We start from the raw sequence: 25,393 nt of genomic DNA, 5'->3' as shown, positions 1-25,393 counted from the left end.
ACGGGTCCGGCCACCCCGCCTCACCGGCCGGATTCCGCCGTGTGACGTCGAACTCAACGCCAAGGTCGGCCAAAGGGCGTGTCCCACCCCTCCTCCGGACCGTTTCGCGACCTACGTTGTCCAGGTGGAGCAGCACAGGACACGTCCCCCGCAGCGCAGGCGGCCTCGGCAGGCCCCGCTGCCCCCGCCGCCGGGTGCCCTCGGAGAGGCGGCGACCGTCTACCGGGCAGCGGGGGCGTCCGGTGCGCCCGCGCGCAGCGCGGGGCCGGTCGTGCCGGTGTGGCGCCGGCTGCCGAATCCCCGGCTGACCGGTATCGGTGCCGGGCTCTTCGCCGCGGTGTCCATGTTCGTGTTCGCCTGTCTCGACCAGTTGCTGTTCGACGGTGCCCCGGCGGTGTACGGAGTGCTGTTCCTGCCGGTCGCCGCGTTGACGGCGCTGTGGGTGCGGCCGGCCGATCTGGTCACCGCCCCGATCATCGTGCCGATCGCCTTCGCCATCGGCGTCATCCCGGTGGCCGGCGGCAGCGGTGGTTTCGGCGGGCAGACCATGGCGATCGTCACGGCGCTCGCCGTCCACGCGGGGTGGCTGTACGGGGGCACACTCGTCGCCGGGCTCATCGCCACCGTACGCAGGGTACGGCTGACGCGGCTCCGGCGGCGCCAGTCGGTCCAGGCGGCTCAGGCCGCACAGGCACAGGCCCAGTCGCAGGCGCACGCCCAGTCGGCGCGGAGTGGCCGGCCCGTGCGGCGCGTCACGCGCTGACCGGCCCGCGCACCCGCGCCGCGCCGGGTCGCGCCGCGCCGGGTCGGGTCGGGGACCGGATCAGCCGCCGACCGGGCCGGCGTCCTTCCCTCCGCCGCTACTTCCCGATGCTCTCCCCGGCCGTCATCGCCGCTCCCACGATGCCCGCGTTGTTCTCCAGCTCCGCGGGCACCAGCTCGGCCCTGACGTGTTCGATCAGCGGCAGGAACTTCTCCGACTTCCGGCTGATCCCGCCGCCGATGATGAACAGTTCCGGCGAGAAGAGCATCTCCACGTGCGCGAGGTATTTCTGGACCCGGCGCGACCAGTGCTGCCAGCTCAGGTCCTCGTCCTCCCTGGCCTTGGTGGACGCGTGGGTCTCGGCGTCCCGGCCGTGCAGCTCCAGATGGCCCAGCTCGGTGTTGGGGACGAGCCGGCCGTCGATGAAGAGCGCGCTGCCGATCCCCGTACCGAAGGTCAGCATGATCACCGTGCCCGTGCGACCGCGTCCCGCGCCGAAGGTCATCTCGGCGACTCCGGCCGCGTCGGCGTCGTTCAGCACGGTGACCGGCAGGCCCAGCCGGTCACCCAGCAGTGCGCGGGCGTCCGTGTCTATCCAGCCCTTGTCGACATTGGCCGCGGTGCGGGTGACGCCGTCGGTGACCACGCCCGGGAAGGTGATGCCGACCGGGCCCGTCCAGCCGAAGTGGCCCACCACCTCGGCAACGCTGTCGGCCACGCCCTCGGGCGTGGCCGGGTGCGGTGTCGCCACTTTGTGGCGCTCGCCCGCCAGGTCTCCGCGGATGAGGTCAACGGGAGCGCCCTTGATCCCTGTTCCGCCTATGTCCACGCCGAAGATCTCCATGCGATCCACGGTACGGGTCCGCGTCCAGGAACACTTCCCGGTGGTACGCGGTACCGGTCGCGGTTACTTCCGCGGCGCCGTCCGTGACAGCGCCGCCGCTTCGGCCCGCAGGTCCCGGCGGAGCTCCTTCGGCAGCGAGAAGGTGATGGACTCCTCGGCCGCCTTCACGATCTCGACGTCCTCGAAACCCCGCTCGGACAGCCAGGCCAGGACTCCGTCGACCAGCACCTCGGGGACGGAGGCGCCGGAGGTGAGACCGACCGTGGAGACGCCCTCCAGCCATGCCTCCTCGATCTCCTCGGCGGCGTCGACCAGGTGCGCGTCGCGCGCGCCCGCGCCCAGGGCCACCTCGACCAGGCGTACCGAGTTCGAGGAGTTCTTGGAACCGACGACGATGACCAGGTCCGCGTCCGCGCCCATCTGCTTCACCGCGATCTGACGGTTCTGCGTGGCGTAGCAGATGTCGTCGCTGGGCGGCGAGATCAGCTGCGGGAACTTCGTCTTCAGGGCGTCGACCGTCTCCATCGTCTCGTCGACGGAGAGCGTGGTCTGGGAGAGCCAGACGACCTTGGACTCGTCGCGCACCTTGACGTTGGCGACGTCCGCCGGGCCGTCGACGAGCGTGATGTGGTCGGGGGCCTCACCGGACGTGCCGATGACCTCCTCGTGGCCTTCGTGGCCGATGAGCAGGATGTCGAAGTCCTCGTCGGCGAACCGGACGGCTTCCTTGTGGACCTTGGTGACGAGCGGGCAGGTCGCGTCGATGGTGGCGAGCTTCCGTTCGGCCGCCTCCTGGTGCACGGTCGGCGCGACACCGTGCGCGGAGAACATCACGATCGAACCCTCGGGGACCTCCGCCGTCTCGTCGACGAAGATCGCGCCCTTCTTCTCCAGGGTCCGCACGACGTACTTGTTGTGGACGATCTCGTGGCGGACATAGATAGGGGAGCCGTACTGCTCCAGGGCCTTCTCCACGGCGATCACGGCACGGTCCACGCCCGCGCAGTAGCCACGAGGAGCGGCGAGCAGGACGCGTCGGGCAGGGGTAGCAGTCATGGGCACCATCGTAAGGCCGTACCGAACAGGCGAAGGATCAGGCGGGTCGCAAGACTGGTCCGTACCCGACCGACGGAGGCTTCATGTCAGACAGCAGCGGCAGGCGGCGGACAGGGGCGGGCGGCGGGTCCGTCGGGGGAGGCGGCCCCGCGGGTGGGCCCCCGGGGGACGGCCCCGTGGGAGGCGGTCCCACAGGCGGTGGCCCGGCGGCGGGTGGCCCGGCCGGGGGTGGCTCCACCGACAGCGGCGGGCTCAGGCGGACGCTGGGCTTCCGCGATCTGGTGGTGTACGGGCTCCTGTTCATCGCCCCCATGGCACCCGTCGGCGTGTTCGGCACGCTCGACGCGAAATCGGGGGGCGCGGTCGCGCTCGTCTACGTCGTGGCGACCGTCGTGATGGCGTTCACCGCGTTCAGCTACGCGCAGATGGTGCGGGTCGCGCCGCTGGCCGGTTCGGTGTTCGCGTACGCCCGCAGGGGGCTCGGCGAGGGTCCCGGGTTCATCGCCGGCTGGATGGCGATGCTCGACTATCTGCTGATCCCGGCCGTCGCCTACCTCTTCTCCGGCATCGCGATGCACGCGCTGGTGCCGTCCGTGTCGCAGTGGGTGTGGACGGCACTGGCGGTGGTCGTGACGACGCTCCTCAATCTCTCCGGCGTACGGGCGGCGGCCCTGGTCGGGTTCGCGGTGCTCACCATGGAGATCGTGGTGCTCCTGGTCTTCGCGGTGTCCGCGGTGGTGGTCCTGGTGCGGGACGGGGCTCAGCGCGGCTGGCTGTCGCCGCTCACCGGGGACTCCGGGTTCTCGACGACGGCGGTGCTGGGCGCGGTGTCGGTGGCCGTGCTGTCGTATCTGGGCTTCGACGCCATCGCCTCGTTCGCGGAGGAGGTGACGGGCGGTTCGGCGAAGGTGGCGCGTGCGGTGCTGTTCTGTCTGGTGCTCGCGGGCACGCTGTTCGTGGCGCAGTCGTACCTGGCGGCGCTGCTGGAGCCGGTGTCGTCGGCGGAGCTGGCCGCCGAGCCGGCCAAGCAGGGCTCCGCGTTCTACGACGCGGTGGATTCGTCGGTCGGTGGCTGGCTGCACGATCTGGTGGCGGTCAGCAAGGCGATCGGGGCGGCGTTCGCGGCACTGGCCGGGCAGGCGGCCGCAGGCCGGCTGCTGTTCGCGATGGCGCGGGAACGGAGGCTTCCGGCGGTGCTCTCGCGGGTCGATCAGCGCTCCGGTGTGCCGCGGTCGGCCATCCTGCTCGCGGCGGTCGTGACGATGGTGGCGGCGGTGTGGGCGGCCCGGCGCGACGACGGGCTGGACCATCTGGTGTCGGTCGTGGACATCGGCGCGCTGACGGCGTTCGTGCTGCTGCACGCGTCGGTGGTGGGCTGGTTCGCGGTACGCCGGATGGAGGGGCCGCCGAGCTGGTGGCGGCATGTGCTGGTGCCGGTGCTGGGCGCGGCCGCGCTGATCGCGGTGATCGTGGAGGCGACGGCCAGTTCGCAGGTGGTGGGGGCGTGCTGGCTGGCGATCGGGCTCGTGGTCCTGGCGGTGCAGTGGCGGCGACGGGGGAAGGACGCCGGGGCGCGGGGGCGTGAGAGCGCCGGAGCGTGAGGACGCGGAGGACGTCCGGGAGGGCGACGGGCCAAGGGTGCGAGCGCGGGAGCGGATGCCGGGAGCGGGCGCCCGACCGCGCGTACCGCCTCGGTGTCCGTGGCGGCGGATACGCTCGACCGCATGGCTCTCAACACGTCCGCGGAAGCACCGCTGCCCGTCGGCGAGGTGTCGCGGCTCATCGGCGGATGGATCGACCGGCTCGGCGCGGTCTGGGTCGAGGGACAGATCACCCAGTTGTCCCGGCGGCCGGGCGCCGGGGTCGTCTTCCTCACGTTGCGCGATCCCTCGCAGGACATCTCGGTGGGTGTGACGTGTTTCCGGCAGGTCTTCGACCGGATCGCGGATGTGGTGTCGGAGGGGGCGCGGGTCGTCGTCCTGGCGAAGCCCGAGTGGTACGGGCCGCGTGGGCAGTTGTCCCTGCGGGCGACGGAGATACGGCCGGTCGGGATCGGTGAACTGCTCGTCCGGCTGGAGCAGCTGAAGAAGTCCCTGACCGGGGAGGGGCTGTTCGCGCCGGAGCGCAGGAAACCGCTGCCGTTCCTCCCGCAGTTGATCGGTCTGGTCTGCGGCCGGGCGTCGGCGGCCGAGCGTGACGTGCTGGAGAACGCGCGACGGCGGTGGCCCGCGGTCCGCTTCGAGGTGCGCAACACGGCGGTGCAGGGCGTCCACGCCGTCGACCAGGTGGTATCGGCGGTCAGGGAACTGGACGGGCTGCCCGAGGTCGACGTGATCATCGTGGCGCGCGGCGGGGGCAGTGTGGAGGACCTGCTGCCGTTCTCGGACGAGGAGCTGATCCGTACGGTGGCGGCGTGCCGCACCCCGGTCGTGTCCGCGATCGGGCACGAACCGGACACTCCCCTGCTCGACCTGGTGGCGGATCTGCGGGCGTCGACCCCCACGGACGCGGCGAAGAAGGTCGTCCCCGACGTGGGTGAGGAGCTGGCTCGGGTCCAGCAACTGCGCGACCGAGCGCTCCGGGCGGTACGAGGGCTGCTCGACCGGGAGGAGCGCGGCCTGGCGCACGCGCTGGGGCGGCCGTCGATGGAGCGTCCGCACCGGCTGGTGGACGAGCGCGCCTCCGAGGTCGACGCGCTGATCGGGCGGAGCCGACGGGTGCTGGGTCATCTGCTGGACCGCGCCGACTCCGAACTGGCGCACACCCGGGCCCGCGTGGTCGCGCTGTCGCCCGCCGCGACGCTGGAGCGGGGGTACGCGGTGCTCCAGCGGGCGGACGGGCATGTGGTGCGCTCCCCCGGGGACGCCGGGGCGGCGGGCGACGCGCTGCGGGCGAGGGTCGCGGAGGGCGAGTTCACGGTACGGGTGGGTGAGCGGGCGGACGAGTGAGTCACGTCACGCACGCTGGGCGCCGACCGTGGGCGCGCGGCCGGGCCGGGCCACGGCCGCGCGCCGGGCGTGAAGCGGAAGCCGTAGCCGTAGCCGTAGCCGTAGCCGTAGCCGTAGCCGTAGCCGATTTTGTCGTAGCGCATACATAGGGTGGGACACATGGACAGGACCGACGACGCAACGACGGCGGCCGCCGCCACGGGGACGCTCGGATACGAACAGGCTCGGGACGAGCTGGTCGAGGTCGTACGCCGGTTGGAGGCGGGCGGTACCACCCTGGAGGAGTCGCTGGCCCTCTGGGAACGGGGCGAGGAGCTGGCGAAGGTGTGCCGGCGCTGGCTGGAGGGCGCACGGGCCCGGCTGGACGCCGCCCTGACGGGACCGGCGGAGCCGGACAACGGCTCGGCGGGCGACGCGGGCCGCGCTGACGGCTGACGGCTGACGGCTGACGGCTGACGGCTGACGGCTGACGGCTGACGGCTGACGGCTGACCGGAGGCCCGGCGGGTACGAGGGCCAGGGCGGGCACGAGGACGAGGCGGGGCCGGCCCGACGGCAAAGGACGCACGGAATCCCCGAGCCGACAAGTCGCCCGTGTCACCGGGAAGCACTGGACAGAGCCCGGCGTTGGAATCAAGGCGACCGACGTGTGGAACGGGTCACTCCCGCCCGGGTTTAGTTGAAAGTTAACCTAAACATCCTTTAGCGTCGTGCGCATCACTTGATTCCCGTACGCCCGGAAGGTAAATCGCCAGATGTCTCTCGCCCTTGACCCCGCCGCCCAGGACCTCCTCTTCCGTGAGGCCCGCACCGCCAACACCTTCACCGATGAGCCGGTGACCGACGAGCAGGTGCAGGCGATCTACGATCTGGTCAAGTACGGCCCGACCGCGTTCAACCAGTCCCCCCTGCGTGTCGTCCTGATCCGCTCCGCCGAGGCCCGCGAGCGCCTTCTTCCGTACATGGCCGAGGGCAACCGGCCGAAGACCGCCACCGCCCCGCTGGTCGCGATCCTCGCCGCCGACAACGAGTTCCACGAGGAACTTCCCGCGCTGCTCCCGCACTTCCCGCAGGCCAAGGACGCGTTCTTCTCCGAGCGCCCGGTCCGTGAGCAGGCCGCCGGTCTCAACGGCGCGCTCCAGGCCGCGTACTTCATCATCGGCATCCGCGCCGCCGGTCTGGCCGCGGGTCCGATGAACGGTTACGACGCCGCGGGCATCCAGAAGGAGTTCCTGGACGACGACCACTCCCCGCTGATGGTCGTCAACATCGGCAAGCCCGGCGAGGACGCGTGGTTCCCGCGCCTGCCGCGCCTGGCCTACGACGAGGTCGTCAAGACCGTCTGAGCCGCCCCGGCGACACATTCCACGGCCGAAAGCCCTGACCGCACCCACCGGGCGCGTTTCAGGGCTTTCAGTCGTGAACGGTCACGAACGGGCCGTGCCCCGGTCGTCAACGAGTCATCAGGACGTCCTCAGCGCGGCGGCCATCTCCGCCAGTCGCTCCGGTGACGCGGAACCCGTGACGACCGTGGTCGAGCCCTTGTCCTCGCGCACCAGCGCGTCGTACTTCGGCCCCTCCCAGCGCTGCCAGGTCTGACCGCCCACCTGCTCCGTGCGCCCGGTGTTCTCGGCCTTCTGGCTGACCTCACCGACGTACTTCTTCGCCGGGGACAGGGTGGACTGCTCCACCGCCACGTATCTGCCGTCCGGGTCCCGGAAGCCCAGGTGCCAGCCGCTGCCGCCCTGATGGTCGTACGAGACCGAGGTGGCCCGCCACTCCGGCGACAGGCCGGTCGGCGCGGCCACCGGGTAGGGCGCGGCGCGGCGGACGGTCTGGAGCTCCACGCGGTAGTCCACCGTCTTCACGGGGTCGGCCTTGTCGTCGTGCGGGATGAAGATGTAGGCGACTCCCGCGACGGCGGCGATGACCGCCAACGACAGGATCATGTCCCACGCTGTCTGCTTGCCTCGCTTGCTTGCCACGCCTACATGGTCGCATTGAGGGTAGGACGACGACCCGCCGGGCACCCGCTCATAAGTGACCCGGTCTGCTCATTTTATCGGCCTGACGATAGAGTCACAGCACCCTCATATCCGGTCGTCGTCGTACAGAAAGGTGCGCTCCGATGTCCGAACATCATCTGCCGTCCCAACTGGAGGTCTCCCCGGAGGCCCCGGACCGCAACCTCGCCATGGAACTGGTCCGGGTCACCGAGGCCGCGGCCATGGCCGCCGGGCGCTGGGTCGGGCGCGGTGACAAGATCGGCGCCGACGGCGCCGCGGTGAAGGCCATGCGCACCCTCGTCTCCACCGTCTCGATGAACGGCATCGTCGTCATCGGTGAGGGCGAGAAGGACGAGGCGCCCATGCTCTTCAACGGCGAACGGGTCGGCGACGGCACCGGCGCCGAGGTCGACATCGCGGTCGACCCGATCGACGGCACCACGCTCAACGCCAAGGGCATGCCGAACGCCATCGCCGTACTGGCCGCCGCGGACCGCGGTGCCATGTTCGACCCGTCCGCGGTCTTCTACATGGACAAGCTGGTCACCGGCCCCGAGGCCGCCGACTTCGTCGACATCAACGCGCCCGTCTCGGTGAACATCCGGCGCGTCGCGAAGGCCAAGAATTCCACCCCCGAGGACGTCACCGTCGTCATCCTCGACCGCCCCCGGCACGAAGGTGTGGTCAAGGAGATCCGTGAGACGGGCGCGCGGATCAAGTTCATCTCCGACGGCGATGTGGCCGGGTCGATCATGGCCGCCCGCGAGGGGACCGGCGTCGACCTGCTGATGGGCATCGGCGGTACGCCGGAGGGCATCATCTCGGCGTGCGCCATAAAGTGCCTCGGCGGGGTCATCCAGGGCAAGCTGTGGCCCAAGGACGCGGCCGAACGGCAGCGGGCCCTGGACGCGGGGCACGACCTGGACCGGGTGCTGTCGACGGACGACCTCGTCTCGGGCGACAACGTGTTCTTCGTCGCGACCGGCATCACGGACGGCGAACTGCTGCGGGGGGTGCGTTACCGCTCGGAGACGGCGACCACCGAATCGCTGGTCATGCGGTCCAAGTCCGGCACGATCCGGCGGATCGACTCCACGCACCGGCTGTCGAAGCTGCGCGCGTACAGCGCGATCGACTTCGACCGCGCGAAGTAACGCCGGCGATCGCGCGGCCCTGTCGGCGCGTGGGCGCGTGGGCGTGGGCCGCGTGACATCGCGTCCGGCCGGACGCGACGCCGAAGCCGGCCAGGAAGCCTCCGCCGCGTGAGCGGCGGACATGAACGAAGAGGCGCCCCCCTGTGCGGTGGGGGCGCCTCTTCGCGCAAGGCCACACGCCATTCAGGTAAAGGCCACGCGCCATCCACGCAGGGCCACGCGACGGCGGCACGCGGATACGTGGCGCGCGGCGCACGATTCGGCGCGCCGCTGCGCGTGTACGCATACGTGTACGTGGCGCTCGGCTCAGCACACAAAACGGCGGTACGCGTCTCACGGCACAGCAGGCGGGTGCGCAACGCTCGCTCAGCAACGGCACACGACGGCAGACACCGGGCGCGGCGCTCAGCTCACGGCACACGACGGCGGACACCGAACGTGGCGGTCAGCCCTCAGCATGCGACGGCGCGCACCGCTCACAGCGCTCGGTCCACGGCGCAGCGGGCCGTACGGCGGGCGGTGTGGAGCCGCGCCGCAGGCCGTTGCCGTGGTCCGTGGCGTCAGCCGGCCGCCGCGACGCGGCCCGCCGGAGTGGTCGCTGTGAGTTCGATGTCCCGGCGTCTGCGGCGGGCGAGCACCACCCGTCGTTCGGCGGCGGTGAGGCCGCCCCAGACCCCGTACGGTTCCGGTTGTTCCAGGGCGTGTTCCCGGCACTCGACCATCACCGGGCAGCGGGCACAGACCCGCTTGGCGGCCTCCTCGCGCGCGAGTCGGGCAGCGGTCGGCTCCTTCGAAGGGGCGAAGAACAGCCCGGCTTCGTCCCGGCGGCACACCGCCTCCGAATGCCAGGGTCCGGCGTGATCCTCCCGGGCGGGCATGCGCTGGGGAGGGACGGCGGCGACCTGGAGGGGCTGACGCGGCGGTTGCAGCACGGTCTACTCCTGACGACGGCTTCGCGAGCGAGAGACGATGCAGCACTCCCTACCCGCTGTGCGCGCGCCTATGCACTGTGTGGCGCCGGGTTCCGTGTTACGGAATTCCGATCGACCGGAATTGGACGACCGCCGGAGGCCGAATTGTGTAGCGGCCGATCAGTTCCCCGTCACTTACCGTCCACGCTGTCGTGCGCGGCCGTTTCAGGGGCCAAGATACTTGCGGAGCTGGTTCTGGAGGTTGGCAATCAGCTTGCCACGCTTGGGTTTTGCCTCGACGTTGCCGAAGACCGAATATCCGTTGACCACCACTACCGGTGCTTCCGGGTCGGGAGATTCGAGTGTGACGACTTCGAAATTTCCGAAAACGCCCGTGCCGCTGCCACGCAGCGAGATGTTCTCGGGCACCTTGATCTCGACACTTCCGAAGATCGAGGTCGCGTTGATGACGGTGTGGCGCTGGCCGAAAAGCGCCTCGGTCAGATCGATCTCCACGCTGCCGAACAGGGCGAAGGCGTTGGTCCGGCCGCCCACGCGCCAACGGCCCTTGCGGGTGGAGCTGCTGAAGACCGCGATCAGATTGTCGGCGGGGCCCACGGGCGCCTCGGGACCGTAGGCGTACGGCATCGCGAAGTGCTGCGGGGAGGTCCCGGTGGCCGGGAGATCCCGTACCAGCGGTTCGAGCTCACCGACGGTCTTGGCGCGGTAGACGGCGTCGATCCGGTCGCCGTGCTCATCGGCGGTCAGCCTGCCCTCGGCCAACGCCTCCCGCAGGATGTCCGCGATCCGGTCGCGGTCGGCGTCGGAGGCACGCATGCCGGAGGGGGCCGTGTCGGCCGGGGCCGCCGGGCGCTGGGGCTGCTTTTCGAGGTCCACCGGCTCAGCGTACCCAAACGCGATAGATCGCGACTACCCCTCGCAACCCCCGCGCGTGCCGCGCGCGTGCCGTACGCGGCGCGCCACACGCCGGCCGGCCGCCTCTCCCCGCGCCCACGTCCTGCCCCGCCCCGGCCCGGCCGCGGGCCGACCCGGACCGCCGTCGACTGAGTCCTACCTCACCACTGCGCCCCGTCCGTCGCGTTCTACCCTGGTGGGTGCGCTGACCAAGGGAGGCCAGCCGCCGTCTGCCTAGTGAGGAATGGCCGTAATGCCAGAGTTTGCGTACTCCGATCTGCTCCCACTGGGAGAGGACACCACGTCGTACCGTCTGGTGAGCGCCGAGGGCGTCTCGACCTTCGAGGCCGACGGGCGTACGTTCCTCAAGGTCGCCCCGGAGGCCCTGCGCACGCTCGCCGCCGAGGCCATGCACGACATCTCCCACTATCTGCGCCCGACACACCTGGCGCAGCTGCGGCGGATCATCGACGACCCCGAGGCGTCGTCCAACGACAAGTTCGTCGCGCTGGACCTCCTGAAGAACGCGAACATCGCGGCCGCGGGCGTCCTCCCGATGTGCCAGGACACCGGCACGGCGATCGTCATGGGCAAGCGCGGTCAGAACGTGCTGACCGAGGGCGGTGACGAGGAAGCCCTGTCGCGCGGCATCTTCGACGCGTACACCAAGCTCAATCTGCGGTACTCGCAGATGGCCCCGCTGACCATGTGGGACGAGAAGAACACCGGCTCGAACCTCCCGGCGCAGATCGAGCTGTACGCGACGGACGGCGGCGCGTACAAATTCCTCTTCATGGCGAAGGGCGGCGGCAGCGCCAACAAGTCGTTCCTCTTCCAGGAGACCAAGGCGGTCCTGAACGAGACCTCCATGATGAAGTTCCTGGAGGAGAAGATCCGTTCGCTGGGCACGGCCGCGTGTCCGCCGTACCACCTGGCCATCGTCGTCGGCGGTACGTCGGCCGAGTTCGCGCTGAAGACCGCGAAGTACGCCTCCGCGCACTACCTGGACGAGCTGCCCGCCGAGGGCTCGCCGACCGGTCACGGTTTCCGGGACGAGGAACTGGAGGAGAAGGTCTTCGAGCTGACCCAGCGGATCGGCATCGGCGCCCAGTTCGGCGGCAAGTACTTCTGCCACGACGTGCGCGTCGTCCGTCTGCCCCGGCACGGCGCATCGCTGCCCGTCGCGATCGCCGTGTCCTGTTCGGCGGACCGCCAGGCCCTGGCCAAGATCACCGCCGAGGGGGTGTTCCTGGAACAGCTGGAGAAGGACCCGGCCCGCTTCCTGCCCGACACCACCGACGAACACCTCGACAGCGAGGGCGACGTCGTCCGGATCGATCTCAACCGCCCGATGGACGACATCCTCGCCGAGCTGACGAAGTACCCGGTCAAGACCCGGCTCTCGCTGACCGGCCCGCTGGTCGTGGCGCGCGACATCGCGCACGCCAAGATCAAGGAACGGCTGGACGCGGGCGAGGAGATGCCGAAGTACCTGCGGGACCACCCGGTCTACTACGCCGGTCCGGCGAAGACGCCCGAGGGGTACGCCTCCGGGTCCTTCGGCCCGACGACGGCCGGCCGGATGGACAGCTACGTCGAGCAGTTCCAGGCCGCGGGCGGCTCGAAGGTGATGCTGGCCAAGGGCAACCGCTCCCAGCAGGTCACCGACGCCTGCGGCGCGCACGGCGGGTTCTACCTCGGGTCGATCGGCGGACCCGCCGCCCGGCTGGCGCAGGACTGCATCAAGAAGGTCGAGGTCGTCGAGTACGAGGAACTGGGCATGGAGGCGGTCTGGCGGATCGAGGTGGAGGACTTCCCGGCGTTCGTCGTCGTCGACGACAAGGGCAACGACTTCTTCACCGAGCCGGCCCCGGCGCCGACGTTCACCAGCATTCCGGTACGGGGTCCAGGACTCGCCTGACCGACCCGCCCGGTCATCGGGGTACACGCCCGAGGGGGCGCACCGGCTCGACGCCGGTGCGCCCCCTCGGGCGTTCCGCGCACCGTCCGGCGGACGGTGACCGCCCTCGACCCGCCCGCCCGTTCATCCGCCCGGCCGCCGGTCCGCCCGTCCGCTCGGCCCTGCGGCCGCCTCGACCCTCCTACGGCGATATTCAGCCAAAAACGAGAAGCGTCGGCCGTCGTCGAACATCCACCCGGTCACCTGTCCGGCGCACCTGCCGACGCCCCCCGGCAGCGGTGCCCGCCCGCTCGCCCGCACCACGGGCAACACCCGATACCGGTATGCAGAACGGCACCGCGGTGGCCGGACCACACGCCACCGCCCCGGACCGGTCCCGCACGCGCGACGGGACCACCGCGCCCGGCCCCGGCCCGAGGGGTCCCGCACCGCCTCTTTCTCGCAGCGGGCCGCGTCACGGACTTGCGTCACGCCGGACCCGCGCAAAGGGTTGTCGGACGTTCCTCGCGCACCCCACCGCTCCCCTCGAACCGGGGGGAGCCGGCCGAAGAACTCCTCCCCCCGTACACCGAGCCGCCTTCCCGACGTCCGTCCCCCCCGACCGGACGCCCGCCCGCCCCCACGCCCCGCCGACGACGGCTCGGTCCGGGACCGCGAACAGCGGCGCCCGACACCGCCGCCCACCTCATGACCCCAGCGCCCCTGACACCAGCACCCACACCCGCACACCGGAAACCGACGCACCAGCGCCCGACGCACCACGATCACCCACCTCCCGTCACCCTCGCAGTCACCACCGAACACCGGAAAGGCGGACGCCGTATGACGCCGGCCCCTCACCGCAGCCACGCCGACGACCTGCTCTCCTTCATCAGGGCCAGCCCCTCGCCGTACCACGCGGTCGCGAGCGCCGCCCAGCGGCTGGAGAAGGCCGGATTCCGTGAGCTGCGCGGGACGGACGACTGGACCGGTACGACCGGTGGCTGCTTCGTCGCCCGCAGCGGCGCACTGATCGCCTGGTACGCCCCCGAGGGCCTGCCCGCCCACACCCCGTTCCGGATCATCGGGGCGCACACCGACTCGCCCAACCTCCGGGTCAAGCCGACACCGGACACCGGGGCGGCGGGCTGGCGGCAGATCGCCGTGGAGATCTACGGCGGGGTGCCCCTCAACACCTGGCTCGACCGTGATCTCGGCCTCTCCGGGCGTCTCGCGCTGCGCGGCCCGAGCCGCACCCCGGACATCCGGCTCGTACAGATCGACGAACCGTTGTTCCGGGTCCCGCAGTTGGCGATCCACCTCGACCGCACCGTCAACGAGGGGCTGTCCCTCGACCGTCAGCGCCACATCGCCCCGCTGTGGTCCCTCGGCAGCCCCGAACAGGGCGCCCTGCTGCGCCGGGTGACCGCGGCGCTCGACGTCGATCCGGCCGATGTCCTCGGCTGGGACCTGATGCTCCATGACATCCAGCCGCCCGGATACCTCGGCCTGGAGGAGGAGTTGCTGGTGGCGCCCCGGCTGGACAACCTGGTCTCGGTGCACGCGGGCGTGACCGCGCTGGCGCACGCGGCGTCCCTCATGGACACGCCCTCGTACGTACCGGTCCTGGCCGCCTTCGACCACGAGGAGGTGGGCAGCGGCTCCGACACGGGCGCGCAGAGCCCCCTGCTGGAGCGGGTCCTCAACCGCTCGGTCACCGCGCGCGACGGCTCGTCCGAGGACTGGGCCCGCGCCCTCTCCGGTGCCTTCTGCGTGTCCGCCGACATGACCCACGCGGTGCACCCGAACTACCCGGAGCGCCACGACCCGGGCCACCACCCGATGCCCAACGGCGGCCCGACGGTGAAGGTCAACGTGAACCAGCGGTACGCGACGGACAGTGCCGGTCTCGCGCTGTTCAGGTCGGCGTGCGAGCGGGCGGGGACGCCCTGGCAGCAGTTCGTCTCGAACAACGCCATGCCGTGCGGCACCTCGATCGGCCCGCTGACGGCGGCCCGGCTCGGGGTCCCCACCGTCGACGTGGGCGTGCCGGGACTGTCGATGCACTCGGCCAGGGAGCTGTGCGGCGCGGACGACCCCGGCCATCTGGCCGCGGTACTGGGCGAGTTCGTGACATCCGGCTGAGCCGGACACCGTCCGCGCCGAAGGACCGCCGACGGGCAGCCGACGGGCAGCGGGAGAGCAGCCGACGGGCGGCGGGAGACAGCGGGGGACGGCCGATGACCCGGCCGTCCCCCGCACGCTCGTCCTGACTGCTACCGGGCCGCGAGCCCGGCCGGCACCAGGAGCCCTGCCGGTACCGCGAGTACCGCCGACGCCGGTGGCGCCACCGGTACCGGGAGCGCCACCGACGCCGCGGCGGCCGTCATGCGAACCGCTGCCCGGCGCTCCCGTCGCACGTCCCGAGCTTCAGCTGGTCCTTCGCCCCGGCCAGCGTGAGGCACAGCCCCGTGGCGGCGGCCGGACGCAGTGTGCCCGCCTGCCGGACGAACTTCTGGTTCGCCGCGCCGGAGCAGTCCCACAGGATGAGCGCGGCGCCCGCCCGGTAGTCGGCGCCGGACACGTCGAGGCACCGGTCGTGGCTCAGCGCGGTGCGCAGGGTCTCGCTGCCGGCGTCGTACCACCAGCTCTGGTTGCGTCCGCCGTGGCAGTCCCAGCCGGTGGGCCTCGTGCCGTTCCGGGTCACCGAGGCCGGGACGTCCAGGCAGCTGCCCGTGGCCTCGTTCCTCAGCGGTGCGAACACGTCGTCCCAGGCCACCGGGGTCAGCACGGGGCTGCCCGTGCCCGCCGGGTCGGCGCAGCCCGCCTCCCGTACCGTCGCCCGGTAGATCTGCGTCAGGCAGGACGCGAAGGCGGCGTGCCCGCGCACGTTGGGGTGGAAGGACTGCCGTACGGAGTTGGCGTCCGGCGGGAACGGGTTCGCCAGGTCGATGTGGAGGCCCCGGGCCCAGGTGTTCTCCGAGCAGACCTCGTGGCCGTGGAAGAGCCGGGAGTTGTCGAGGTAGACGGCGCCGGTCTCGGCCGCGGCCCGGCGCATTCCGCGTTCGAAGGCGGGTACGGCGGTGTTGCGGCCCCACGCGGCGTCCGAGTCGTATCCGGCGCAGCCGCCGGGCAGCTTGCCGGGGAACTTCGGGTTGTCGTTGAAGTCCGGTCCGATGGGGCTCGGGTAGCCCATCACGACGAGCTTGTAGTCACCGGCTGCGTACCCCGCGTCCGTCATGACGGTCCGCAGGTCGCGCACGGTCTGCTCGACCTTGGGGACGAGCGCGTCGACCCGGGCCTGCCAGCCGCCGTCGTACTTCGACTCGCAGCCGCCCTGGAGGAGGAACCAGCGCTCGACGCAGTCCGTCATGACCGGGCCGAACTGGAGGTCGTCGTTGGCCCCGGCCACCAGGACGATCATCTTGATGCGGGTGTTGCGGGCCTTGACGGCGAGGCTGTCGCTCTGCACCAGTTCGTCGGCGTACTGCTTCGTACCGCCGATCCGGATGTTTCCGGTGTACGCGCCGGAGCAGGCGACGTTGTACGTGACGTCCGCGGCGATGCCCGTGCGGTGGATGGCGGAGTCGGGTGAGCGGTGGCACCAGTTGACGGGGCCGTTGGTGCCCGTCTCGTAGCCGCCGACGCCCTCGCCGGAGATCTCGCTGTCGCCGAGCGAGATCAGTCCCGTCCTGCGTTCGGCGAGCGGGCGTTCGGCCGGGCTGCCGTAGAGCGCGGTCGCCTCGGCGGCCCGGACGGCCTCAAGTGCGGGCGGGAGCGGGGTGGAGAGGGGTGCGGTGGTGAGTGTGGTGGATGCGGTTGCGGTGGTACGGGCTCCGGCCGCGCCGGCCGGTCCCGCCGCGACGGCCATGCCGCCGAGGGCCGCCGCCGTGGCCGCGACGGTCGCGACCGTGCGGCGGAGTCCGGCGATTCTGTGCCTCGTGCGCCTCATCGCGCCTCCCGGGTAGTGGGTTACCCACGGTATTTACTGGTCGGTAGGCGACTTGGGAATACACAGAACAAGACAAGTGCTCAACTTTTCCAGGAGGTTCAAACATCATGGACGCAGCGGCAGGCACCCCTGAGGGCGACGAGTACCGCGTCGAGCACGACTCGATGGGCGAGGTACGGGTCCCCGCGCACGCCAAGTGGCGGGCCCAGACGCAACGCGCCGTGGAGAACTTCCCGATCTCCGGCCAGCGGCTCGAACGCGCCCACATCGAGGCGCTGGCACGAATCAAGGCGGCCGCCGCGAAGGTCAACGCCGAGCTGCGGGTGATCGACCCGGACATCGCCGAGGCGATCCAGGAGGCCGCCGCCGAGGTCGCCGAGGGCCATTGGGATGAACACTTTCCGGTCGATGTCTTCCAGACCGGATCAGGTACCTCCTCCAACATGAACACGAACGAAGTCGTGGCGACCCTGGCCACCGAACGGCTCGGCCGCCCGGTCCACCCCAACGACCACGTCAACGCCTCCCAGTCGTCCAACGACGTCTTCCCCTCCTCCATCCACATCGCCGCGACCGCCGCCGTCACCGCCGATCTGGTTCCGGCCCTCGACCACCTCGCCGCCGCCCTGGAGCGCAAGTCCGTCGAGTTCGCGGAGGTCGTCAAGTCGGGCCGTACGCATCTGATGGACGCCACTCCCGTCACCCTGGGCCAGGAGTTCGGCGGGTACGCGGCGGCGATCCGTTACGCGGTCGAGCGGCTGCACGCCTCGCTCCCCCGGCTCGCCGAACTGCCGCTGGGCGGCACCGCCGTCGGCACCGGCATCAACACCCCGCCCGGCTTCGCCGCCGCCGTCATCGCGGAGGTCGCCCGCACCACCGGTCTGCCGCTCACCGAGGCCCGCGACCACTTCGAGGCGCAGGGCGCCCGCGACGGGCTCGTCGAGACGTCCGGCCAGCTGCGGACCCTGGGCGTCTCGCTCACCAAGATCTGCAACGACCTGCGCTGGATGGCGTCGGGTCCGCGCACCGGTCTCGCCGAGATCTCCCTGCCCGACCTCCAGCCCGGTTCGTCGATCATGCCCGGCAAGGTGAACCCCGTCGTCCCCGAGGCCGTCCTGATGGTCGCGGCCCAGGTCACGGGGAACGACGCGACGGTCGCAGCCGCGGGAGCCGCGGGCAACTTCGAGCTCAACGTCATGCTGCCGGTGATCGCCAAGAACCTGCTGGAGTCCGTACGGCTGCTCGCCAACGCCTCCCGGCTGCTCGCCGACCGCACGGTCGACGGCATCACCGCCCACACCGAGCGCGCCAGGGAGTACGCCGAGTCCTCGCCGTCCGTCGTCACCCCGCTGAACAAGTACCTCGGTTACGAGGAGGCGGCGAAGGTCGTCAAGAGGTCCCTCGCCGAGCGTCGGACGATCCGCGAGGTGGTGCTGGACTCGGGCTACGTCGAGCGCGGGGACCTCACCGTGGAACAGCTCGACGAGGCGCTGGACGTCCTGCGCATGACCCGCCCGTGACCCCTGTCACGGGGATGTGTCGCGGGTGAGACCGCCCGTGTGCGCGAATGGCGCGGATGTGCCGGGTACGGCCCTTCCGCGGCGGACCTGGCGACGCCCGTGCGGGTCCCTCCTTAAGATCTGTCCATGGCGGGTACGGAGAGCGGGACGCGAGAGCCGGGAGAGCCGGAAGAGATCGAGCGCTGGGCGCCGGGCGACCGGATTCTGTGGCGCTACCGGGGCAACGGGACGCGCCCGCCCGGCGACGGCCGGTCCCCCGGCGGACAGCGGGCGAACGGCGAACGCCCGGCCGACGGTGGGCGCCCGGCCAAGGGTGAACACCGGTCCGACGGCGGGCAGCTGACCAACGGTGAGCACCTGGGGAGCGGTGGATACCCGGGCAACGGCGGGCACCGGCTGCCAGGGCCGGCGAGGTCGGCCGCACCGGCCGCCTCGCCCGCGTCGCGCGGCGGGCACCGTCCGTCCGGCGTGTCGCAGCCGTACCGCCCCGATCAGCCGTTCGGGGCACGGCCGCCCTCGTTCCCCATCTGCCGTCCCGTCACCGTCGTCCAGGACAGTTCCGATCTGCTCGCCGCGTGGATGGCGCCGGGCACCGAGTGCGTGAAGCCGGTGCTCGCCGACGGCACCGATGTGCACGCCGAGCCGCTGGCGACCCGCTACACCGCGCCCCGGATCGCCATCCGCTCCGCCTGGTCGGGGACCGGGGTGCTGAAGCTGGCCAGGCCCGGCGAGCCGTGGTCGGTGTGGCTGTTCTGGGACCAGGGCTGGCGGTTCCGCAACTGGTACGTGAACCTTGAGGAGCCGCACACCCGCTGGTCCGGCGGCATCGACTCCGAGGACCACTTCCTGGACATCGCCGTCCGCCCGGACCGCAGCTGGCACTGGCTGGACGAGGACGAGTTCGCCCAGGCGCAGCGCGTCGGCCTGATGGACCCGTCGACCGCCGAGCGGGTACGGGAGGCGGGCCGGGCGGCCGTGGAGACCATCCGGGCCTGGGGCGCGCCGTTCCGGGACGGCTGGGAGGACTGGCGGCCCGACCCCCGGTGGCGGGTCCCTTCGCTGCCGGATGACTGGGACCGCACTCCCGCTCATATGCCGACGTGAGATCCTTGGACGGACGCCAGGGGGAGAATCGTAGGATCGTTCTCCGCAAGACCGATCCGCCCGATCGGCGTGCCCGGTACTGGACCTGACTGACCGCAAGCCCACGCACAAAGCGCACGAGGCGCATGAGGCGCACGTGTCACATGAGGCGCATGGACCACTACGAGGGGGTGGAGACGTGCCGGTTGTCCGCTGCCCTGCCACCGGAAACGTTGTCATCGGGACACCTTCCCGGGGGCGACCGGTTTCGGCCGCCCGTATCGGGGCATGCGGTGACAGCCGTTGTTCTCGGCGCCCGTGCGAGGGCAAAGTAACGCCCCACAAGGTGATTGCCTCATACAACCGGCCCGGACGGACGGAATCCCACGCGTGACGGAGCACCCCACCTCCCACGAAGGCCGGCAGCCTCTCGCGGCCAGGCCGCAGGAACGCACCCGGCCGCGGCAGCAGGAGGCCGCGCCGAAGGCGCCCCCTGCCGCCGCCGCGGTCCCCGGCCCCACCAAGGCCCCACCGGGCCGCGGGCAGGCCGCGGGGACAGGTCCTGCCACGGCGCCGCGACCGGGCTCCGGCCCGGCCTGCGTGCCCGACCCGGCACCCGCCCCGGCGTCCGGACCGGTCGCGGTGGCCGCCGACCCGCAGGCCGTCGCCCGGCGCGAGGGCGACCGGCTGCGCTTCGTGGGCGCCGCGACCCGCCGGATCGCCCGGGGCATAGACCTCGACGAGATCGTGCTCGGTCTCTGCCGGGCCAGTGTGCCCACATATTCCGACGCCATACTCGTCTACCTCCGCGATCCGCTGCCGGTGGGCGACGAGCGCCCCGTACACCCGTTCGTGCTGCGGCTGCGGCGCACCGACCGGCTGCGGCTGAGCGACGAGGAGTTCGAGGGCTCCCCGGAGATCGAACGCCTGCGGCTGCCGGTCATCGACCCGCAGGCCGATCCGACGCCCGCGTCCCAGCTCTGCGAGGTGCGCCCCGGTGGCGCGCTCGCCGAGGTGCTGCGCGGGGTCCGGCCGGTCTTCGGGGACTCCGCGGCGGCCCGTGCCGCGCTGCCCGAACTGCTCGGCGCCGGACGGACCGTGCCCTCCGGGCACCGGGCGATCCTCGCCCCGCTGCGCGGCCGGCGCCGGGTGATCGGCGCCGCCGTGTTCCTGCGCGGGACGGAACGGCCGCCGTTCGAGGCCAACGACCTGCTGGTCGCCGCCCAGCTCGCGACGCACACCGCGCTCGGCATCGACAAGGCCGTGCTGTACGGCCGCGAGGCGTACATCGCCGACGAGTTGCAGCGGACCATGCTGCCCGACTCGCTGCCGCAGCCCACCGGCGTCCGGCTCGCGTCGCGCTACCTCCCGGCCGCCGAGACGGCCCGGGTCGGCGGCGACTGGTACGACGCGATCCCGCTGCCGGGCAGCCGGGTCGCGCTCGTCGTCGGTGACGTCATGGGCCACTCCATGACCTCCGCCGCGATCATGGGACAGCTGCGCACCACCGCCCAGACCCTCGCCGGGCTCGATCTGCCTCCGCAGGAGGTGCTGCACCACCTCGACGAGCAGGCGCAGCGGCTCGGCAGCGACCGCATGGCGACCTGCCTGTACGCGGTGTACGACCCCGTCGCGCACCGCATCACCATCGCCAACGCCGGTCATCCGCCGCCCGTCCTGCTCCACCTGGGCGGCCGGGCCGAGGTGCTGCGGGTGCCGCCGGGGGCGCCGATCGGGGTCGGTGGTGTCGACTTCGAGGCCGTCGAGCTGGACGCGCCCGCGGGGGCGACGCTGCTGCTGTACACGGACGGCCTGGTCGAGTCCCGGCTGCGGGACGTCTGGACCGGCATCGAGCAGTTGCGGGAACGGCTCGCGACCACCGCCCGGCTGACCGGGCCGGACCACTCGCCGCCGCTGGAGGCGCTCTGCGACGACGTGCTCGACATGCTCGGCCCCGGCGACCGGGACGACGACATCGCGCTGCTCGCGGCCCGCTTCGACGGGATCGCGCCGAGCGATGTCGCGTACTGGTTCCTGGAGCCGGAGGACGCGGCGCCCGGCAGGGCCCGGCGGCTGGCCCGCAGGGCGCTCGCCCGTTGGGGTCTCGAAGAGCTGTCGGACTCGATGGAGCTGCTGGTCAGCGAGGTGGTGACCAACGCCGTGCGGTACGCCGAGCGGCCGGTGACGCTGCGTCTGCTGCGTACCGACATCCTGCGCTGCGAGGTCGGCGACGACGCCCCGCAACTGCCCCGTCAGCGGCGGGCGCGGGACACCGACGAGGGCGGCCGTGGCCTGTTCCTGGTCAACCGGCTGGCCCGGCGGTGGGGAGCGACCCGGCTGTCGACCGGCAAAGTGGTCTGGTTCGAGATGGAGACCCGCAGCCCGTAGGCCGGTCGGCCGGTACGGACATGACGAGGGGCGGGCGCCCGCCGGCGCCCGCCCCTCGTCATGTCCGTACGGACGCGCCCAGGCGCGAGAGCCGGGCGAGCCCGGCCTGGTCCGGGCGGAACGTCTTAAGGCCGCTGGACGTTGGTGTTGCCACCCGGCCGGTTGCCGCTGGGCCGGTTGCCGTCGTCGTCCCCTTCTCCGGGGTCCTCGGAGGTCTCGGGCGGGCTCACGGAGAGCGAGGGGGACGGGGACTCGGTGACCGTCTCGTCCGGGCTCTCCGACTCGGACTCGCTCGGTGTCTCCTCGGGCGACTCCGGCTCCTCGGACGGTGTCTCCTCGGGCGACTCGGACGCGGAGGTGGACGGCGACGGGGATTCGGTCACGGTGACCTCGCCTTTCTCGACGTCCTCCAGGTCGAAGCGGGCGTCGGAGCCGCCGTTCAGGGCGCGCAGGGTGTAGTCCGCCCAGATCTTCGCCGGGAAGCCACCGCCGTTGGCACGGCCTGAGTTGGCGGTGCCGGTGAGGCTGACCTGGCCGCCGCCGTCCTTCGGGGACTCGCCGTAGAGCGCCACGACGGTGCTGAGTTCCGGGGTGTAGCCGGCGAACAGGGCCGCCCGGTTGTTCTCCGACGTACCCGTCTTGCCCGCCGCGTCATAGGCCGAGGTGTCGGCCTCGTGGCCGGAGCCGTTGTCGACGACGCCGGACAGCACGGACGTCACGGTGTCGGCCGACCTGCGGCTGAGTACCTGCTTGCCGATGCCCTGCACCGGGTCGACCGAGCGGCCGCGGTGCTCGGCGGACTTCACGATGGTCGGGGTGACCTTCTTGCCGTGGTTGTCGAACGTGGCGTACACGCCCGCCATGTCCCAGGTCGAGGCGTACATGGTGCCCAGGGCGGTCGCCGGGCGCTCCGGGAAGTTCTTGTCCGGTACGCCGAGGGCGAGCGCGGTCTCCTTCACCTTGCCGGGGCCGACGTCGACGACCATCTGCGCGAAGACCGAGTTGATGGACTTGTCCATCGCCTCCTGGACGTTGACGTCCCCGTAGCTGGTGTCGTCCTCGTTCTGCGGGGCGTACGGGGTGTCGCTGCCCTCGACCGGGCGCCGGCTCGTCCCGTCGTAGAGGGTGTTGACGCCGATCCGGTCGCCGTCCTGGGTCTCCGCGCCGTTCTCCAGCGCGGTGGCGAACACCAGCGGCTTGAAGGTGGACGCGGGCTGGTAGTCCTGCCGGGTGGCGTTGGATATCCAGTGCTCGGTGGCGCCGGTCCCGCCGTACAGGGCGACGACCGCGCCGGTCTTCGGGTCGACGGAGGTGGCGCCCGCCTGGACCGTCGCGTCGACCTTGTTGCCCTTGCGGTCGATCTTCGACTCCAGTTGCCGCTCGACCGCCTTGACGAGTTCCTTCTGCTTCTTCTCGTCGATGTTGAGGGTGATGGTCCAGCCGCCGGCCTTGAGGTCGGCCTCGGAGACGCCCTGCTTGCGCAGCTCCGCGTCGGCGGCCTCGACGAGGTAGCCGGTCTGGCCGCCCATGCCGAGGGGCGGCTTCGGACTGTGCGGTACGGGGAACTTCAGCGCGTCGCGCTCCGACGCGTCGAGCCACTTCTCCTCGACCATGTTGTCGAGGACGTAGTGCCAGCGTTCGGTCACGAGCTTCTTGCCGGTCGGTGAGGCGACCGCCCAGTCGTACTGGCTGGGCGCCTGGAGCAGTGCGGCGAGGTAGGCGCCCTGGGCGACGGTCAGCTTCTCGGCGTCGACGCCGTAGTACGCCTGGGCCGCGGCCTGGATGCCGTACGCGCTGCGCCCGTAATAGCTGGTGTTGATGTACCCGGCGAGGATGTCCTCCTTGTGCATCCGCCGGTCGACCTTGAGCGAGATCACCAGTTCCTTGAGCTTGCGGGAGACCGTCGGCTGCTGGGTCAGGTAGTAGTTCTTGACGTACTGCTGAGTGATCGTCGAACCTCCCTGCTTCCCCTTGCCGGTCACGGTGTTCAGCAGACCGCGGGCGGTGCCCTTGAGGTCGACCCCGGAGTCCTTGAAGAACGACTTGTTCTCGGCAGCGACGAAGGTGTAGCGGACCTTCTCCGGGATCTTGTCGAGGTCGACCATCTCCCGGTTGATACGGCCCGTGCGGGCGAGGATCTTGCCGTCGCCGTACTTGTAGACGTTGCTCTCCAGCTTCGCCTCCGCGTTGGGTGCGGGCTCGTCCACGGACAGATAGAGCGCCACGAAGGCGCCGATGATCAGCAGGCAGAACCCGAAGAAGGCCCCCAGCAGCTTCCGCCAGGTGAAGAAGCGGCGTATGCCGGTCTTCTTGGCCCGCCGCGCACCGCGCTGCTGGGCTCGTCGCGCTTCCGCTCGACCCATCGCTGTGTTGCTCCCGTTTCTCTGTTCGATCAGATCAGCTCAGCCAAGACAGCTAACACCGTTGAGACGGACAAAATGCAGGCGATCCGGTCTTTTCCGGACGTGAGAATCAGCACCCGCACCCCAAGGAACCGACTCACGGACGGTACGCAAGGTTGCCATGCGCGCTAATGTGTAATCACATTGATCGCGCGGTGATGGACCGCGGACGCCGTACACAACGGGGGAATCCATGCCCGAACAGCACGACTCGCACAACCCGCACACCTCCCGGCCGGAGCCGGTACCGGCCGCGGTCACGGCCGACACACCGGACATGCCCGCCCCTCAGGTCCGCGAGACCACGGCCCACAGCATTCCCGGCGGGCTCGGCCTGCTGCTGACGGTGGTCGGGGTGTTCCTCGGGATCGCCCTGATCATCCTCGGCGCCGCCGTCGGGTCGAACGGCCACAACGGCCTCGGGATCACGCTCGTCGTCCTCGGCATCCTGCTCACCATCGCGTCGCTCTTCTGCATGAGCGGCGTGAAGATGGTCGCGCCCGGCGAGGCCCGCGTCATCCAGCTCTTCGGGCGGTACGTCGGCACGATCCGCGCCGACGGACTGCGCTGGATCAACCCGCTCACCAGCAGCCGGAAGATCTCCACCCGGGTCCGCAACCACGAGACGGCCGTCCTGAAGGTCAACGACGCCTACGGGAACCCGATCGAGCTGGCCGCGATCGTCGTGTGGAAGGTCGACGACACCGCGCAGGCCCTCTTCGAGGTCGACGACTTCCTGGAGTTCGTGGCCACCCAGACCGAGGCCGCCGTCCGGCACATCGCGATCGAGTACCCGTACGACGCCCACGAGGAGGGCGGTCTCTCGCTGCGCGGCAACGCCGAGGAGATCACCGAGAAGCTGGCCGTGGAACTGACCGCCCGGGTGCGCGCCGCCGGGGTGCTGATCGTCGAGTCGCGCTTCAGCCACCTCGCGTACGCCCCCGAGATCGCCTCCGCGATGCTCCAGCGACAGCAGGCGGGGGCCGTGGTCGCGGCCCGGCAGCAGATCGTCGAGGGCGCGGTCGGGATGGTCGAGATGGCGCTGACCCGGATCGCCGAACAGGGCATCGTCGAGCTGGACTCCGAGCGCAAGGCGACCATGGTCAGCAATCTGATGGTCGTGCTGTGCGGTGACCGCGCGGTGCAGCCGGTCCTGAACACGGGCTCGCTCTACCAGTGACCGACGAGACGTCCCGGCGCGGGCCGCGGCAGCGCAAGCAGATGCTGCTGCGGCTGGATCCGGCGGTGCACGACGCCCTGGCGCGCTGGGCGTCCGACGAACTGCGCAGCGCGAACGCCCAGATCGAGTATCTGCTGCGGCGGGCGCTGGCCGAGGCGGGACGGCTGCCGGGCGGCGCCCGCCCCATCCCCCGCCGCGGGCGCCCCCCGAGGGACCCGGCGGCGGATCAGGCGAGGGACCCGGCGGCGGACCCCATGGGCGACCCGGCCGCGGAGTCCGAGGACCCGGCCTGACGGGGCGTGCCACCGGGGCGGGAGGCCGGTACGCCCCCCGCCCCGAAGACGGCCCACGACCGCCCGAGGGTCACCCTCC

20 protein-coding genes are annotated in these 25,393 nt (G+C 71.3%); 13 read left to right on the top strand and 7 right to left on the bottom strand.

Annotated features, from left to right (window positions below; all coding sequences use genetic code 11):
* The first annotated feature begins 124 nt into the window (after window positions 1-124).
* Window positions 125-763 carry a DUF6542 domain-containing protein gene (locus tag PZB75_RS21175; RefSeq protein ID WP_343286252.1) on the top strand — a complete coding sequence of 213 codons (639 nt, stop codon included), beginning with the start codon at window positions 125-127 and terminating at the stop codon, window positions 761-763.
* A gap of 97 nt (window positions 764-860) precedes the next feature.
* Here PZB75_RS21175 and PZB75_RS21170 read toward each other — a convergent pair whose 3' ends face one another.
* Both PZB75_RS21170 and PZB75_RS21165 read right to left on the bottom strand, forming a co-directional pair.
* Entirely contained in the window at window positions 861-1,607 is a 747-nt protein-coding gene (locus PZB75_RS21170; protein WP_275536868.1) for an ROK family protein, read from the bottom strand.
* A 63-nt stretch (window positions 1,608-1,670) separates the two neighbouring features.
* Window positions 1,671-2,672 (bottom strand): 4-hydroxy-3-methylbut-2-enyl diphosphate reductase, encoded by a 1,002-nt coding sequence (locus PZB75_RS21165; protein WP_275536867.1) that lies wholly within the window; start codon window positions 2,670-2,672, stop codon window positions 1,671-1,673.
* A gap of 74 nt (window positions 2,673-2,746) precedes the next feature.
* Here PZB75_RS21165 and PZB75_RS21160 point away from each other — a divergent pair, with 74 nt between their 5' ends.
* The 4 genes from PZB75_RS21160 (at window position 2,747) to PZB75_RS21145 (ending at window position 6,956) form a co-directional block, all read left to right on the top strand.
* Window positions 2,747-4,264: an APC family permease gene (locus tag PZB75_RS21160; protein ID WP_275536866.1), complete on the top strand. Its 1,518-nt coding sequence runs from the start codon at window positions 2,747-2,749 to the stop codon at window positions 4,262-4,264.
* 123 nt (window positions 4,265-4,387) lie between these two features.
* Complete coding sequence (gene xseA, locus PZB75_RS21155) at window positions 4,388-5,611, top strand: exodeoxyribonuclease VII large subunit (RefSeq protein WP_275536865.1); 1,224 nt, start codon at window positions 4,388-4,390, stop codon at window positions 5,609-5,611.
* 159 nt (window positions 5,612-5,770) lie between these two features.
* The gene (locus tag PZB75_RS21150) at window positions 5,771-6,046 is read left to right on the top strand and encodes an exodeoxyribonuclease VII small subunit (protein ID WP_275536864.1); all 276 of its coding nucleotides are present in this window, start codon (window positions 5,771-5,773) and stop codon (window positions 6,044-6,046) included.
* Window positions 6,047-6,365: 319 nt separating this feature from the next.
* Window positions 6,366-6,956 (top strand): malonic semialdehyde reductase, encoded by a 591-nt coding sequence (locus PZB75_RS21145; RefSeq protein WP_275536863.1) that lies wholly within the window; start codon window positions 6,366-6,368, stop codon window positions 6,954-6,956.
* Window positions 6,957-7,073: 117 nt separating this feature from the next.
* Here the strand turns inward: PZB75_RS21145 and PZB75_RS21140 are convergent, their stop codons facing one another.
* The gene (locus PZB75_RS21140; RefSeq protein WP_275536862.1) at window positions 7,074-7,595 is read right to left on the bottom strand and encodes a DUF4245 domain-containing protein; all 522 of its coding nucleotides are present in this window, start codon (window positions 7,593-7,595) and stop codon (window positions 7,074-7,076) included.
* 143 nt (window positions 7,596-7,738) lie between these two features.
* Here PZB75_RS21140 and glpX point away from each other — a divergent pair, with 143 nt between their 5' ends.
* Window positions 7,739-8,770: a class II fructose-bisphosphatase gene (glpX, locus tag PZB75_RS21135; RefSeq protein WP_275536861.1), complete on the top strand. Its 1,032-nt coding sequence runs from the start codon at window positions 7,739-7,741 to the stop codon at window positions 8,768-8,770.
* A gap of 560 nt (window positions 8,771-9,330) precedes the next feature.
* Here glpX and PZB75_RS21130 read toward each other — a convergent pair.
* Window positions 9,331-9,702 (bottom strand): WhiB family transcriptional regulator, encoded by a 372-nt coding sequence (locus PZB75_RS21130; RefSeq protein WP_275536860.1) that lies wholly within the window; start codon window positions 9,700-9,702, stop codon window positions 9,331-9,333.
* Window positions 9,703-9,906: 204 nt separating this feature from the next.
* A complete protein-coding gene (locus PZB75_RS21125; RefSeq protein WP_275536859.1) occupies window positions 9,907-10,578 on the bottom strand; it encodes a DUF1707 domain-containing protein in 672 nt (223 codons plus the stop codon).
* 262 nt (window positions 10,579-10,840) lie between these two features.
* Between PZB75_RS21125 and PZB75_RS21120 the strand changes: the two genes are divergently transcribed.
* Together PZB75_RS21120 and PZB75_RS21115 are read left to right on the top strand one after the other, a co-directional pair.
* Window positions 10,841-12,517: a fumarate hydratase gene (locus PZB75_RS21120; RefSeq protein ID WP_275536858.1), complete on the top strand. Its 1,677-nt coding sequence runs from the start codon at window positions 10,841-10,843 to the stop codon at window positions 12,515-12,517.
* 822 nt (window positions 12,518-13,339) lie between these two features.
* The gene (locus PZB75_RS21115; protein WP_275536857.1) at window positions 13,340-14,641 is read left to right on the top strand and encodes a M18 family aminopeptidase; all 1,302 of its coding nucleotides are present in this window, start codon (window positions 13,340-13,342) and stop codon (window positions 14,639-14,641) included.
* Between the two features lie 241 nt (window positions 14,642-14,882).
* On the opposite strand, the gene PZB75_RS21110 is transcribed toward PZB75_RS21115, so the two are convergent.
* Window positions 14,883-16,448 (bottom strand): ricin-type beta-trefoil lectin domain protein, encoded by a 1,566-nt coding sequence (locus tag PZB75_RS21110; protein WP_275536856.1) that lies wholly within the window; start codon window positions 16,446-16,448, stop codon window positions 14,883-14,885.
* A 107-nt stretch (window positions 16,449-16,555) separates the two neighbouring features.
* Between PZB75_RS21110 and PZB75_RS21105 the strand changes: the two genes are divergently transcribed.
* From PZB75_RS21105 to PZB75_RS21095, 3 genes are all read left to right on the top strand, one after another.
* Window positions 16,556-17,968: a class II fumarate hydratase gene (locus tag PZB75_RS21105; protein WP_275536855.1), complete on the top strand. Its 1,413-nt coding sequence runs from the start codon at window positions 16,556-16,558 to the stop codon at window positions 17,966-17,968.
* A gap of 468 nt (window positions 17,969-18,436) precedes the next feature.
* Window positions 18,437-19,072: a DUF402 domain-containing protein gene (locus tag PZB75_RS21100; RefSeq protein ID WP_275538802.1), complete on the top strand. Its 636-nt coding sequence runs from the start codon at window positions 18,437-18,439 to the stop codon at window positions 19,070-19,072.
* A 369-nt stretch (window positions 19,073-19,441) separates the two neighbouring features.
* Window positions 19,442-21,439: a SpoIIE family protein phosphatase gene (locus PZB75_RS21095; protein ID WP_275536854.1), complete on the top strand. Its 1,998-nt coding sequence runs from the start codon at window positions 19,442-19,444 to the stop codon at window positions 21,437-21,439.
* Window positions 21,440-21,564: 125 nt separating this feature from the next.
* Here PZB75_RS21095 and PZB75_RS21090 read toward each other — a convergent pair whose 3' ends face one another.
* Window positions 21,565-23,802, bottom strand: a complete 2,238-nt coding sequence (locus PZB75_RS21090) for a transglycosylase domain-containing protein (RefSeq protein ID WP_275536853.1) — start codon at window positions 23,800-23,802, stop codon at window positions 21,565-21,567.
* Between the two features lie 316 nt (window positions 23,803-24,118).
* Here PZB75_RS21090 and PZB75_RS21085 point away from each other — a divergent pair, with 316 nt between their 5' ends.
* Window positions 24,119-25,021 (top strand): SPFH domain-containing protein, encoded by a 903-nt coding sequence (locus PZB75_RS21085; RefSeq protein WP_275538801.1) that lies wholly within the window; start codon window positions 24,119-24,121, stop codon window positions 25,019-25,021.
* Window positions 25,022-25,062: 41 nt separating this feature from the next.
* Window positions 25,063-25,314, top strand: a complete 252-nt coding sequence (locus PZB75_RS21080) for a hypothetical protein (RefSeq protein ID WP_275538800.1) — start codon at window positions 25,063-25,065, stop codon at window positions 25,312-25,314.
* The last annotated feature ends 79 nt before the right edge of the window (window positions 25,315-25,393 follow it).

It is taken from the genome of Streptomyces sp. AM 4-1-1, assembly GCF_029167625.1.
Lineage (GTDB): Bacteria > Actinomycetota > Actinomycetes > Streptomycetales > Streptomycetaceae > Streptomyces.
Note: the sequence above shows the minus strand (reverse complement) of the source record. Positions and strands in the feature narration are given on the sequence as shown.